The organism is Pseudomonas arabinosi, assembly GCF_047758675.1.
In the GTDB taxonomy this organism is placed as follows: domain Bacteria; phylum Pseudomonadota; class Gammaproteobacteria; order Pseudomonadales; family Pseudomonadaceae; genus Aquipseudomonas; species Aquipseudomonas arabinosi.
Genome location: NZ_CP180480.1, coordinates 2,430,287 through 2,443,366, shown reverse-complemented (window position 1 = coordinate 2,443,366; position 13,080 = coordinate 2,430,287). Strand labels below are relative to the sequence as shown.

The window sequence follows — 13,080 nt, the reverse complement described above, 5'->3', positions numbered from 1 at the left end:
CTCCAGGCGAAGGGAGCGTCTGCCGTGCGACTTACTCGCAAAGACAGGCCTTCACTTCGGCTGAACCGTGGATGGGGAACCATGAACACTTCTATCAGTACCGCCTACAACTACAAGGTGGTCCGCCAATTCGCCATTATGACGGTGGTGTGGGGCATCGTCGGTATGGGGCTCGGGGTTTTTCTCGCGGCTCAATTGGTCTGGCCTGAACTCAACTTCAATCTGCCGTGGACCAGCTTCGGGCGTCTGCGCCCGTTGCACACCAACGCAGTGATCTTCGCCTTCGGCGGTTGCGCCCTGTTCGCCAGTTCGTTCTATTCGGTGCAACGCACCTGCCAGACCCAACTGTTTGCACCAAAAATCGCCGCGTTCTGCTTCTGGGGCTGGCAGGTCGTGATTCTGCTGGCTGCTATCAGCCTGCCGCTGGGTTACACCAGTTCCAAGGAATACGCTGAACTGGAATGGCCGATCGACATCCTGATCACCATCGTCTGGGTCGCCTACGCCGTGGTGTTCTTTGGCACGCTGGCCAAGCGCAAGACCAAGCACATCTACGTCGGCAACTGGTTCTTCGGTGCGTTCATCATCACCGTGGCGATTCTGCACATCGTCAACAACCTTGAGCTGCCGGTGAGTTTCACCAAGTCCTACTCGGTGTACGCCGGTGCGACCGATGCCATGGTTCAGTGGTGGTACGGGCACAACGCCGTAGGTTTTTTCCTCACTGCCGGTTTCCTCGGGATGATGTACTACTTCGTGCCGAAACAGGCCGAGCGTCCGGTGTATTCCTATCGCTTGTCGATCGTGCACTTCTGGGCACTGATCACCCTGTACATCTGGGCCGGTCCGCACCACTTGCATTACACCGCGCTGCCGGACTGGGCACAGTCGCTGGGCATGGTGATGTCGCTGATCCTGCTGGCACCGAGTTGGGGCGGGATGATCAACGGGATGATGACGCTCTCGGGCGCCTGGCATAAGTTGCGCAGCGACCCGATCCTGCGCTTCCTCGTGGTCTCGCTGGCGTTCTACGGCATGTCGACCTTCGAAGGGCCGATGATGGCCATCAAGACGGTCAACGCCCTCTCCCACTACACCGACTGGACCATCGGCCACGTTCACGCCGGCGCCCTCGGTTGGGTCGCGATGATCTCCATCGGCGCGCTGTACCACATGATTCCGAAAATCTTCGGTCGCACGCAGATGCACAGCATCGGCCTGATCAACGCGCACTTCTGGCTCGCGACCATCGGCACCGTTCTGTACATCGCTTCGATGTGGGTCAACGGCATCGCCCAAGGCCTCATGTGGCGCGCAGTCAATGAAGACGGCACGCTGACCTACTCCTTCGTCGAAACCCTGGTGGCCAGCCACCCAGGCTTCGTCGTGCGCCTGGTAGGCGGTGCGATCTTCTTCAGCGGCATGTTGCTGATGGCCTACAACACCTGGCGCACCGTGCGGGCCTCGCAGCCTGCCGAAGCCGCCGCTGCCGCGCAGATCGCCTGAGGAGGCCGCCATGAAACACGAAACAATCGAGAAAAACGTCGGCCTGCTGATGTTGCTGATGGTACTGGCCGTGAGCATTGGCGGTCTGACCCAGATCGTCCCGCTGTTCTTCCAGGACGTGACCAATAAACCGGTGGAAGGCATGAAGCCTTACACCGCGCTGCAACTGGAAGGTCGCGACATCTACATCCGCGAAGGCTGCGTAGGCTGCCACTCGCAGATGATCCGTCCGTTCCGCGCCGAGACCGAACGCTACGGGCACTACTCGGTGGCCGGTGAAAGCGTCTGGGATCACCCGTTCCTGTGGGGCTCGAAACGTACCGGTCCGGACCTGGCCCGGGTCGGCGGTCGCTACTCCGAAGACTGGCACCGCGCGCACTTGTACAACCCGCGCAACGTGGTGCCGGAATCGAAAATGCCCGGCTATCCGTGGCTGGTGGCCAATCAACTCGACAGCAGCCACACCGAAACCAAGATCAAGGCGATGCGCACCCTCGGCGTGCCGTATACCGACGACGACATCACAGGCGCTGTCGCCTCGCTCAAGGGCAAGACCGAAATGGACGCCCTGGTCGCTTACCTGCAAGTGCTGGGCACATCCATCAAGAGCAAGAGGTGAGCCATGTCCATGCCCTTTGAAATCGTAAGCGTAATGAGCAGTGGAATGATCCGCGGCCTGGGCACGGTCGTGGTGTTCATGGCCTTCGTCGGCCTGACGCTGTGGGTGTTCAACAGCAAGCGCAATCCGGAATTCGCCGAAGCGCGTTTGCTGCCGTTCGCCGATGAACCCCTATCCGACGACGCCACCCAAGAACCTGAAACAAGGAGTACCCGGCCATGACCACCTTCTGGAGTACGTGGATCTGCGTACTGACCATCGGCAGCCTGATCGGCCTGACCTGGCTGCTGATCGGCACTCGCAAGGGCGAAACCAAGGGCAGCGTCGACCAGACCATGGGCCACAGCTTCGACGGCATCGAGGAGTACGACAACCCGCTGCCGCAGTGGTGGTTCATGCTGTTCGCCGGCACGTTGGTGTTTGCCGTGGGCTATCTGGTGCTGTACCCCGGCCTGGGTAACTGGAAAGGCATTCTGCCGGGTTACGAGAACGGCTGGACCGGCGTCCACGAGTGGGAAAAGGAGATGAACAAGGCCGATGTGAAGTTCGGGCCGATCTTCGCCAAATTCGCGGCGATGCCGGTGGAAGAAGTGGCTCAGGACCCGCAAGCGTTGAAAATGGGCGGTCGCCTGTTTGCCTCCAATTGCGCGGTCTGCCACGGCTCGGATGCCAAGGGCGCCTTTGGCTTCCCCAACCTGGTGGACAACAGCTGGCGCTGGGGCGGCAACGCCGACATCATCAAAACCACGATCATGGGTGGCCGCATGGCCGCAATGCCGGCCTGGGGTGAAATCCTTGGTGAGACCGGCGTGAAAAACGTCGCGGCTTATGTGCGCCATGACCTGGCCGGCCTGCCGTTGCCTGCCGACAGTGGTGCCGACCTGCACGCCGGACAGCAAGCGTTCAGCACCATGTGCGTAGCCTGTCATGGGGCAAACGGCCAGGGCACTGAAGCCATGGGCGCGCCGAATCTGACGCAACCGACCGGTTTTATCTATGGAACCAGCCTGGCGCAACTGCAACAGACCATTCGTCATGGCCGCCAGGGCCATATGCCGGCGCAGAACGAACTGCTCGGCAACGACAAGGTGCAACTGCTGGCCGCTTACGTTTACAGCTTGTCTCATGGGCTGAACACCGAGCGTTTGCAGGCTGAAGGCAAACACGAATAAATCTCGACCGCTCTGCTGCCGCATTCTCCCGGATGCGGCAGTTCCCTGCCTCTTTGCGACCAAGTGTCGCACCCCTCCGTTGGTCCTCCTTTCGGTTCCCCTGATTCGGGTCTAAGCTTCCCCGATGCGGACTGGCATGAGCCGGTTCCAGGTCGACCCGACCCGATGTGTTCGACGAATCTGCTCGATGACAGGCCGCAAAGGCTGGTAGATACCGGCTGTCGTGCCAATTGCCATCTGTCACCCGATCGTTGTGTTTGAACACACCCCGTTACATCCGACCTGACCCCCTCACCATTTTCGTCTGCTGCGACATTTTGTCCTTAGGCAATTTTGTCCCTACGCGGCGCATGGAAAGGCCGCAGAATCAGCTTTTGAAAGCATTGACCCAGGTCATGGCGCGTTGCAATGACCCCCCGCTTTCTCCATACTTGCGGCCGATTTTTACTCCTAATAAAACACCCAAACCGTGGAACCTTAGAATGAGCACAGCAATCAGTCCGACTGCTTATAACTATAAGGTAGTCCGCCAGTTCGCCATCATGACGGTGGTCTGGGGGATCCTTGGCATGGGGCTTGGTGTCTTCATCGCCTCACAGCTTGTATGGCCGGAATTGAACTTCGGTCTGCCGTGGACGACTTTTGGACGCTTACGCCCGCTGCACACCAACCTGGTGATTTTCGCCTTCGGTGGTTGTGCTCTGTTTGCCACTTCTTATTACGTCGTGCAGCGAACCTGCCAAACGCGACTGATTTCCGACAGCCTCGCCGCCTTCACCTTCTGGGGTTGGCAAGCGGTGATCGTCGGCGCGATCGTTACCTTGCCGCTGGGTTACACCACCACCAAGGAATACGCGGAACTGGAATGGCCACTGGCTATTCTGCTGGCCATCGTCTGGGTTACTTACGGTCTGGTGTTCTTCGGCACCATCACCAAGCGCAAAACCAAGCACATCTATGTGGGTAACTGGTTCTACGGTGCCTTCATCGTTGTGACGGCGATGCTACACATCGTCAACCACGCTTCCCTGCCGGTCAGTTTCTTCAAGTCCTACTCGGCCTACGCCGGTGCGACTGACGCGATGATCCAGTGGTGGTACGGCCACAACGCGGTGGGTTTCTTCCTGACCACGGGCTTCCTGGGGATGATGTATTACTTCGTTCCGAAGCAGGCCGAGCGTCCGATCTACTCCTATCGTCTGTCGATCGTGCACTTCTGGGCGCTGATCACCCTGTACATCTGGGCCGGTCCGCACCACCTGCACTACACCGCATTGCCGGACTGGGCTCAGTCGCTGGGCATGGCGATGTCGATCATCCTGCTGGCACCAAGCTGGGGCGGCATGATCAACGGCATGATGACCCTGTCGGGCGCCTGGCATAAGCTGCGCACCGACCCGATCCTGCGCTTCCTCGTTGTGTCCCTGGCCTTCTACGGCATGTCGACCTTCGAAGGCCCGATGATGGCCATCAAGACCGTCAACTCGCTGTCTCACTACACAGACTGGACCATCGGCCACGTACACGCCGGTGCCTTGGGCTGGGTAGCGATGATCTCGATCGGCGCGATCTACCACATGATCCCGAAACTGTTCGGTCGTGTGCAGATGCACAGCATCGGCCTGATCAACACGCACTTCTGGCTCGCGACCATCGGTACCGTTCTGTACATCGCTTCGATGTGGGTCAACGGCATCACCCAGGGTCTGATGTGGCGTGCAATCAACGACGACGGCACCCTCACCTACTCGTTCGTTGAAGCGCTGCAAGCCAGCCATCCTGGTTTCATCGTTCGCGCCCTGGGCGGTGCGTTCTTCGCCAGCGGCATGCTGTTCATGGCCTACAACGTATGGCGTACCGTACGTGCCTCGAACCCGGCTGAAGCCAAAGCTGCTGAACAGATTGCTGTAGTTGGAGCTCACTGATGAAGCATGAAGCAGTCGAGAAGAACATTGGCCTGCTGGCCTTCTTCATGGTTATCGCCGTCAGCATCGGCGGCCTGACCCAGATCGTTCCGCTGTTTTTCCAGGACGTCACCAACAAGCCGGTCGAAGGCATGAAGCCTCGCACCGCCCTTGAACTGGAAGGCCGCGACATCTACATCTCCAACGGTTGTGTCGGCTGCCACTCGCAGATGATCCGCCCGTTCCGTGCTGAAACCGAACGTTATGGCCACTACTCGGTCGCCGGTGAAAGTGTCTGGGACCACCCGTTCCTGTGGGGTTCCAAGCGTACCGGTCCGGACCTGGCCCGTGTTGGCGGTCGTTACTCCGATGACTGGCAGCGTGCGCACTTGTACAACCCGCGCAACGTTGTGCCTGAGTCGAAGATGCCGGCCTACCCGTTCCTCGTGGAAAACAAGCTCGACGGCAAAGACACCGCCAAGAAAATGGAAGTCTTGCGCACGCTCGGCGTCCCTTACACCGACGAAGACATCGCCGGCGCCAAGGATGCTGTGAAGGGCAAAACCGAAATGGACGCGCTGGTGGCCTATCTGCAAGGCCTGGGCACCATCATCAAAAGCAAACGGTGATTTAGATGGATATCGGGATGATTCGTGGCCTGGGCACCGTTGTTGTGATGGTGGCCTTCATCGGTCTGGCGTTGTGGGTATTCAGCCCCAAGCGCAAGTCGGAGTTTGAAGACGCGACCTTGCTGCCTTTCGCGGATGATCCCGAAGCCATCAAGCACGTCGAGCAAGCTTCTAGGAGTAACAAAGAATGACTACGTTCTGGAGTCTGTACGTCACAGTCCTCAGTCTCGGCACGATCTTCGCCCTGACCTGGCTGCTGCTGTCCACCCGCAAGGGCCAGCGCAGCGAAGCCACCGAAGAAACGGTTGGCCACTCCTTCGACGGGATCGAGGAGTACGACAACCCACTGCCAAAATGGTGGTTCATGCTGTTCGTGGGCACCATCATCTTCGCCCTGGGCTACCTGGTGCTGTACCCGGGCCTGGGTAACTGGAAAGGCCTGTTGCCGGGTTACAACTACCTCGATAACGACAAGCAGACCGCGTTCGCCAACGGCCAGAGCGGCTGGACCGGCGTTCACGAGTGGGAAAAGGAAATGGCCAAGTCGGACGCCAAGTTCGGCCCGATCTTCGCCAAGTTCGCTTCCATGCCAATCGAAGAAGTCGCCAAGGACCCGCAAGCCCTGAAGATGGGTGGCCGTCTGTTCGCCTCCAACTGCTCGGTCTGCCACGGTTCTGACGCCAAAGGCGCTTATGGCTTCCCTAACCTGACCGACGCCGACTGGCGCTGGGGCGGCGAGGCAGAAACCATCAAGACCACCATCATGGGCGGTCGTCACGCTGTGATGCCGGCCTGGGCAGAAGTGATCGGCGAGCAAGGCGTCAGCGATGTTGCCGCGTTCGTACTGACCAACCTCGATGGCCGCAAGTTGCCGGAAGGCGCCAAGGCTGACCCGGTTGCCGGGCAGAAACTGTTCGCTGCCAACTGCGTGGCGTGCCACGGTCCGGCAGGCAAAGGTACACCAGCAATGGGCGCACCTGACCTGACCCACCCGGGCGCGTTCATCTACGGTTCGAGCTTCGCTCAACTGCAGCAGACCATCCGTTACGGCCGTCAGGGCCAGATGCCTGCGCAAGAACAGCTGCAAGGCAACGACAAGGTTCACCTGCTGGCCGCTTACGTCTACAGCCTTTCTCACGGTGAGAAAGCGCCGGTAGCGGACGCCCAGTAAGGCAAACGCTTGATGCAACAAAAAGGCCCCGCCAGTGATCTGGCGGGGCCTTTTTCATGGACGTTTAGCCCAGATTGATTTCACCGGGATCGTATCGATCAGCTCCCGATTCTGCCATTGATTGTTCTTCACCAGATAGATCTGCAACTGCTTGCGATCCTCGGTAAAACTGGCGATCAGGTAGGTTTGCTGAGAAGTACTGCCGCTCAGATACATCGGCACGTCTCCCACCCAAAAGGAGTCGCCTCCGTCTTCATGCAAATGGCCGGCAAATATTGCAGTCACTTGATACTTGCTGATCATTGCGCGGAAGCGCTTTTGTTGCTCAGCGTTCCCCTGCATCTCCAACGGTTTATGCATATTAATGATGATGGCGTAGCCCTGGGTCCTTGCCACACTGAGATCGGTCTCAAGCCAGTCCAATGCGCTGGTGATATCGAACGTCGTCGGGTTCAACCCGTGAGAAATTTTCGTCGTGTAAGTGGGCTCGTTATTGAGCTGCACCATGTGAACTTCACCGATGTTCTTTGAATAAGCGAGGCTGCCCGAATACAACTTATCAAGGAACCAGCCAGTCACTTTCAAATCAAAGTTGTCCACCTTGCCCGCATGATGCTCGTTAAACTCAACTATACTGCCCGCCGCACAGCTATTACTAAAACAATCATTCACGTTATTTTCATAATCGTGATTACCCAAGCCGTAAAGATAATCTGCCTTAAAGTACTTCTCTAATGCCGATTTCATATACGATCGTTGCCAGCCATGACCGAAAGCGGTTATGTCGCCGTTGATCATCAGTGGCACTCGTGATTGCGAACCCTGCTTGTTTCGAAAGTCGGCAATACTTGCAAGCTGGGTTTCCACAAGCCACTTGGCACGAACATCGAAGTCCGCATCAGATTCAGGCGCCCCGCTATCCGTCTTGTCTGTCCACGGATACTGCGTATCAGAGGCAAACACCATATGCCGAGGAGTGCCCTCTATTGCACGGGCTAAAGTAACCGAAGACAACACACACACCCAGCAAAAACGTTACAACCTTATTAGAAGCCATAGTATTAAAATTCCATTTAAATTAGATACATCCAGGCGAATCAATATCGCAGAACAACAACATATTTGAAAAAATAAAAAACCTCAAAGGCGAAACTAAAGCCAATTAAATAAATATGTTTCAATCACACAAAAAAAGAACCGAAATAGCTAACCTGAGTTTATTAATATTCCATCTCAGACAACAATGCACCCGGAGGTTGAAATCCTGCTGCTCCAGACGCTACGCAGCGCAGAGGCTATGAATCGCCTAGACTCTCTAAACTGCAAAGTGAAAAACCGACGATAACCCGCAAGTCAATTGATTCAAGTCATTACACCATCAATTGATTTTGCCCAACGCGACCAAAGGTCGCACCCTCGAGCTAGAGCGACAGGCGTATCATTACGCCACTGCAACACCTCTTTTTGACCACGGTCGGCATGTACTGACCGGGGCATTTTTCCACTGCCGTGGGATGCAATGATGAGCAATCAGATTCCGGTACACGACGTTACCCCGCCTGCCAAGAACGCGAACAACAGCGTCGACCTCTACGCCTCTCGGGAAAAAATCTACACGCGCGCCTTCACCGGCCTGTTCCGCAACCTGCGGATGATGGGCGGTGCCGGGCTGTTTCTGTTGTATTTCGGTACGGTCTGGCTGAGCTGGGGTGGCCATCAGGCCGTCTGGTGGAACCTGCCGGAACGTAAATTCTTCATCTTTGGCGCAACCTTCTGGCCTCAGGACTTCATCCTGCTCTCGGGGATCCTGATCGTCAGCGCCTTCGGCCTGTTCTTCATTACCGTGTACGCCGGGCGGGTCTGGTGCGGCTATACCTGCCCGCAAAGTGTCTGGACCTGGATTTTCATGTGGTGCGAAAAGGTCACCGAAGGCGACCGCAACCAGCGCATCAAGCTCGACAAAGCGCCCATGAGCGCCAACAAATTCCTGCGCAAATTCAGCAAACACACGATGTGGTTGTTGATCGGCTTCATCACCGGCATGACCTTCGTCGGTTACTTCTCGCCGATCCGCGAGCTGACCATCGACTTCTTCACCGGCGAAGCCGACGGCTGGTCGTACTTCTGGGTCGGTTTCTTTACCCTCGCCACCTACGGCAATGCCGGCTGGTTGCGCGAGCAGGTGTGCATTTACATGTGCCCGTATGCGCGCTTCCAGAGCGTGATGTTCGACAAAGATACCCTGATCGTTTCCTACGACCCACGTCGTGGTGAAGGCCGTGGCCCGCGCAAGAAAGGCGCCGACTACAAGGCCATGGGCCTGGGCGACTGCATCGACTGCACCATGTGTGTCCAGGTCTGCCCGACCGGTATCGACATCCGCGACGGCCTGCAAATCGAATGCATCGGCTGTGCGGCCTGCATCGATGCCTGCGACAGCATCATGGACAAGATGGATTACCCGCGCGGTCTGATCAGCTACACCACCGAGCACAACCTGTCGGGGCAAAAAACCCATAAACTGCGCCCGCGCCTGATCGGCTATGCCATGGTGCTGCTGACAATGATGGGATTGCTGGCGGGCGCGTTCTTCATGCGCTCATTGGTCGGCTTCGACGTCAGCAAGGACCGCGTGCTGTACCGCGAGAACGCCGAAGGCCGGATCGAAAACGTCTACAGCTTGAAGATCATGAACAAAGACCAGCGCGACCACACCTACGTGCTCGAAGCTGCTGGCCTGCCGGACCTCAAGCTGCAAGGCAAGCGCGAAATCAAAGTCGCCGCCGGTGAGATTTTCAGCCAGCCGGTGGAATTGTCCATCGCACCGGAAAAACTGCCGTCCAGCACCAACGAGGTGAAATTCATCCTCAAGGATGCTGACGACGACAGCATTCACATTGAAGCCAAGAGCCGGTTCATCGGCCCACAAGTTCGTTGAGAGAAGTGATCATGCCCACAGCAACTGCCGCAAGCCCCTGGTACAAGCACCTTTGGCCGTGGATCATCATCGCCATCCTGGCGTGTTCCGTGACCCTGACCTTGTCCATGGTGACGATCGCGGTGAACAACCCGGACAACCTGGTCAACGACAACTATTACGAGGCTGGCAAAGGCATTAACCGCTCCCTTGACCGTGAGCTGCTGGCGCAGACCCTGCTGCTGCGCGCCAGCGTGCATCTGGACGGCGTGACCGGCGAAGTCGATCTGCGCCTGAACGGCAACAGCCAGCCCAAAACCCTGGAGCTGAACCTGATCTCGCCAACCCAGCCGGAGAAGGATCGCAAGATCACCCTGGCACGCAGCGAAACCGAACAGGGCCGCTACATTGGCCAGTTGAACGACAAGGTCGACGGTCGCCGCTTTGTAGAACTTCTGGGCGTTCAAGACGACAAGACCTGGCGCATGTTCGAAGAAGAACAGGTCAGCCATGACAAGGATCTGCTGCTGGGTGATGAACCGCTGCAAGGCGCCGAAGACCTGAAGAAGTAAAAGCCTGCGCTTCGCGCATCGCGAGCAAGCTCGCTCCCACAGGGTTTTGTGAACGCCACAAATCCAATGTGGGAGCGACGGTGCGACGATTCGACTTGCTCGCGATGAGGCCCTTCCGGACGATATAGACTTCACCTCATGACCACTCCACTTCCCTGCTACCACTGCGCCCTCCCCGTCCCGGCCGGCAGCCGCTTCACCGCTGCCGTCCTCGGTGAAACCCGCGAGTTCTGCTGCCCGGGTTGCCAGGCCGTGGCCGAAGCCATTGTGGCCGGCGGACTGGAAACCTATTACCAGCATCGCAGCGAGTCATCGGCCAACCCCGAAGCCTTGCCGGTGCAGTTGGTGGACGAACTGGCGCTGTACGATCGCGCCGACGTGCAAGCCCCCTTCGTCCGCCACGAAGGCGAACTCGCCGAAACCACCCTGTTGATGGAAGGCATCAGTTGCGCCGCCTGCGGCTGGCTGATCGAGAAACACCTGCGTGGCTTGCCGGCGGTAGCCGAAGCGCGCCTGAACCTGTCCAATCATCGCCTGCACGTGCGCTGGGCCGATGCGCAACTGCCGTTGAGCCAGGTGCTCAGCGAATTGCGCCACATCGGTTACGCCGCGCACCCCTATCAGGCCGACCGCGCCAGTGAACAACTGGCCAGCGAAAACCGCCTGGCCCTGCGCCAACTCGGCGTGGCCGGGCTGCTGTGGTTCCAGGCGATGATGGCGACCATGGCCACCTGGCCGGAATTCAACATCGACCTCAGTCCCGAGTTGCACACCATCCTGCGTTGGGTCGCGCTGTTTCTCACCACCCCGATCGTGTTCTACAGCTGCGCGCCCTTCTTCAAAGGCGCCATGCGTGACTTGCGCACCCGCCACCTGACCATGGACGTCTCGGTGTCGCTGGCGATTGGCAGCGCCTACATCGCAGGGATCTGGACCTCGATCACCGGCGTCGGTGAACTGTATTTCGATGCGGTGGGCATGTTCGCGCTGTTCCTGCTGGCCGGGCGTTATCTGGAACGCCGTGCCCGCGAACGCACCGCCGCCGCCACTGCGCAACTGGTCAATCTATTGCCCGCCTCGTGTCTACGCCTGAGTGCCGATGGCCAGAGCGAACGAATCCTGCTGAGTGAACTGCGCGTCGGCGATCAAGTGCTGGTGCATCCCGGTGCAATCCTTCCGGCTGACGGCAAGATCCTCGACGGCCAGTCGAGCGTCGACGAATCCCTGCTCACCGGCGAATACCTGCCGCAACCGCGCACGCCGGGCGACGCCGTCACCGCTGGCACCCTGAACGTCGAAGGCGCATTGACCGTGGAAGTCCTGGCGCTGGGTCAAGACACCCGATTGTCCGCCATCGTCCGCCTGCTGGACCGTGCTCAGGCCGAGAAGCCGCGACTGGCGGAAATTGCCGACCGCGCCGCGCAATGGTTCCTGTTGCTGTCGCTGATTGCCGCTGCCGTCATCGGCCTGATCTGGTGGGAACTGGATTCTTCGCGAGCCTTCTGGATTGTGCTGGCGATGCTCGTTGCAACGTGCCCGTGCGCCTTGTCCCTGGCCACACCGACCGCCCTCACCGCCGCCACCGGCACGCTGCACAAACTCGGCTTACTGCTGACTCGCGGCCATGTGCTGGAAGGCCTGAACCAGATCGACACGGTGATTTTCGACAAAACCGGCACGCTGACGGAAGGTCGTCTGGCGTTGCGTTCGATCCGCCCGCTCGGCGCGCTCAACAGCGATCAATGCCTGAGCCTCGCCGCGGCACTGGAAAACCGTTCCGAACACCCGATCGCCCGCGCGTTTGGTCGGGCGCCACTGGCCGCCGAAGAAGTCCACAGCACGCAGGGGCTGGGCCTCGAAGGGTTGGTCGGCGAGCAACGCCTGCGCATCGGCCAACCGGGTTTTGTCTGTGAACTCAGTGGCGCTACTGTGCCGTTGATGCCGGATGAAGCCGGCCAATGGCTGTTGCTCGGCGACAGCCTGGGGCCATTGGCATGGTTTGTTCTCGACGACCGCCTGCGTGCCGATGCACCTGCCCTGCTCGCGGCCTGCAAGGCTCGCGGCTGGCGCACGCTGTTGCTGTCCGGCGACAGTTCGCCGATGGTCGCCAGTGTCGCTGCAGAACTGGGCATCGATGAAGCCCGTGGCGGCTTGCGTCCGGACGATAAATTGCAGGTCTTGCAACAGCTGCACAAGGAAGGCCGCAAGGTGTTGATGCTCGGTGACGGGGTCAACGACGTGCCCGTGCTGGCCGCCGCCGACATCAGCGTGGCCATGGGGTCGGCCACCGATCTGGCGAAAACCAGTGCCGACGCGGTATTGCTGTCGAACCGCCTCGATGCATTGGTCCAAGCCTTTAGCCTGGCTCGACGCACCCGCCGGGTAATCATCGAGAACCTGCTCTGGGCCGGGTTGTACAATGGCCTCATGTTGCCGTTCGCCGCCCTCGGCTGGATCACTCCGGTGTGGGCCGCGGTCGGCATGTCCATCAGTTCGTTGACCGTGGTGCTGAACGCCCTGCGCCTGACTCGCATGCCAAACACGCCTGCGGTCAGCGCCACGCCAGAAACCCGTCCGCTGCCGGCCTGAG

At 58.9% G+C, this 13,080-nt stretch carries 12 protein-coding genes; 11 read left to right on the top strand and 1 reads right to left on the bottom strand.

The features are described 5' to 3' along the window. Positions 1-81: 81 nt before the first annotated feature. From ccoN (ACMXYJ_RS11335) to ccoP (ACMXYJ_RS11300), 8 genes are all read left to right on the top strand, one after another. Positions 82-1,506, top strand: a complete 1,425-nt coding sequence (ccoN, locus tag ACMXYJ_RS11335) for a cytochrome-c oxidase, cbb3-type subunit I (RefSeq protein WP_111450606.1) — start codon at positions 82-84, stop codon at positions 1,504-1,506. A 10-nt stretch (positions 1,507-1,516) separates the two neighbouring features. Continuing rightward, entirely contained in the window at positions 1,517-2,125 is a 609-nt protein-coding gene (ccoO, locus tag ACMXYJ_RS11330) for a cytochrome-c oxidase, cbb3-type subunit II (RefSeq protein ID WP_415759877.1), read from the top strand. Between the two features lie 21 nt (positions 2,126-2,146). Continuing rightward, positions 2,147-2,347: a cbb3-type cytochrome oxidase subunit 3 gene (locus ACMXYJ_RS11325; RefSeq protein WP_415760711.1), complete on the top strand. Its 201-nt coding sequence runs from the start codon at positions 2,147-2,149 to the stop codon at positions 2,345-2,347. Next, positions 2,344-3,297, top strand: a complete 954-nt coding sequence (gene ccoP / locus ACMXYJ_RS11320) for a cytochrome-c oxidase, cbb3-type subunit III (RefSeq protein WP_415759876.1) — start codon at positions 2,344-2,346, stop codon at positions 3,295-3,297. The genes ACMXYJ_RS11325 and ccoP (ACMXYJ_RS11320) overlap by 4 nt, the downstream gene beginning before the upstream one ends. A gap of 482 nt (positions 3,298-3,779) precedes the next feature. After that, on the top strand, positions 3,780-5,222 hold the full coding sequence (ccoN, locus tag ACMXYJ_RS11315) for a cytochrome-c oxidase, cbb3-type subunit I (protein ID WP_008157290.1): 1,443 nt from the start codon (positions 3,780-3,782) through the stop codon (positions 5,220-5,222). After that, positions 5,222-5,830 (top strand): cytochrome-c oxidase, cbb3-type subunit II, encoded by a 609-nt coding sequence (ccoO, locus tag ACMXYJ_RS11310; protein WP_415759875.1) that lies wholly within the window; start codon positions 5,222-5,224, stop codon positions 5,828-5,830. Before ccoN (ACMXYJ_RS11315) ends, ccoO (ACMXYJ_RS11310) begins: the two co-directional genes overlap by 1 nt. A gap of 5 nt (positions 5,831-5,835) precedes the next feature. Next, positions 5,836-6,021 (top strand): CcoQ/FixQ family Cbb3-type cytochrome c oxidase assembly chaperone, encoded by a 186-nt coding sequence (locus ACMXYJ_RS11305; protein WP_003175465.1) that lies wholly within the window; start codon positions 5,836-5,838, stop codon positions 6,019-6,021. Then, a complete protein-coding gene (gene ccoP, locus ACMXYJ_RS11300) occupies positions 6,018-7,001 on the top strand; it encodes a cytochrome-c oxidase, cbb3-type subunit III (protein ID WP_415759874.1) in 984 nt (327 codons plus the stop codon). Before ACMXYJ_RS11305 ends, ccoP (ACMXYJ_RS11300) begins: the two co-directional genes overlap by 4 nt. Before the next feature lie 54 nt (positions 7,002-7,055). Here ccoP (ACMXYJ_RS11300) and ACMXYJ_RS11295 read toward each other — a convergent pair whose 3' ends face one another. Next, complete coding sequence (locus tag ACMXYJ_RS11295; RefSeq protein WP_415759873.1) at positions 7,056-8,018, bottom strand: metallophosphoesterase family protein; 963 nt, start codon at positions 8,016-8,018, stop codon at positions 7,056-7,058. 505 nt (positions 8,019-8,523) lie between these two features. Here ACMXYJ_RS11295 and ccoG point away from each other — a divergent pair. From ccoG to ACMXYJ_RS11280, 3 genes are all read left to right on the top strand, one after another. Next, positions 8,524-9,939, top strand: coding sequence for a cytochrome c oxidase accessory protein CcoG (gene ccoG, locus ACMXYJ_RS11290; protein ID WP_415759872.1), 1,416 nt, complete (start codon positions 8,524-8,526; stop codon positions 9,937-9,939). Positions 9,940-9,950: 11 nt separating this feature from the next. Further along, positions 9,951-10,490 carry a FixH family protein gene (locus ACMXYJ_RS11285; RefSeq protein WP_415759871.1) on the top strand — a complete coding sequence of 180 codons (540 nt, stop codon included), beginning with the start codon at positions 9,951-9,953 and terminating at the stop codon, positions 10,488-10,490. A gap of 138 nt (positions 10,491-10,628) precedes the next feature. After that, positions 10,629-13,079 carry a heavy metal translocating P-type ATPase gene (locus ACMXYJ_RS11280; RefSeq protein ID WP_415759870.1) on the top strand — a complete coding sequence of 817 codons (2,451 nt, stop codon included), beginning with the start codon at positions 10,629-10,631 and terminating at the stop codon, positions 13,077-13,079. The last annotated feature ends 1 nt before the right edge of the window (position 13,080 follow it).

Coding starts and splice junctions, on each gene's coding strand:
- ccoO (WP_415759875.1), top strand. CDS start 5,222: ATGAAGCATGAAGCAGTCGAGAAGAACATTGGCCTGCTGGCCTTCTTC.
- ccoG (WP_415759872.1), top strand. CDS start 8,524: ATGAGCAATCAGATTCCGGTACACGACGTTACCCCGCCTGCCAAGAAC.
- ccoO (WP_415759877.1), top strand. CDS start 1,517: ATGAAACACGAAACAATCGAGAAAAACGTCGGCCTGCTGATGTTGCTG.
- ccoP (WP_415759876.1), top strand. CDS start 2,344: ATGACCACCTTCTGGAGTACGTGGATCTGCGTACTGACCATCGGCAGC.
- ACMXYJ_RS11280 (WP_415759870.1), top strand. CDS start 10,629: ATGACCACTCCACTTCCCTGCTACCACTGCGCCCTCCCCGTCCCGGCC.
- ACMXYJ_RS11285 (WP_415759871.1), top strand. CDS start 9,951: ATGCCCACAGCAACTGCCGCAAGCCCCTGGTACAAGCACCTTTGGCCG.
- ccoN (WP_008157290.1), top strand. CDS start 3,780: ATGAGCACAGCAATCAGTCCGACTGCTTATAACTATAAGGTAGTCCGC.
- ccoP (WP_415759874.1), top strand. CDS start 6,018: ATGACTACGTTCTGGAGTCTGTACGTCACAGTCCTCAGTCTCGGCACG.
- ccoN (WP_111450606.1), top strand. CDS start 82: ATGAACACTTCTATCAGTACCGCCTACAACTACAAGGTGGTCCGCCAA.
- ACMXYJ_RS11305 (WP_003175465.1), top strand. CDS start 5,836: ATGGATATCGGGATGATTCGTGGCCTGGGCACCGTTGTTGTGATGGTG.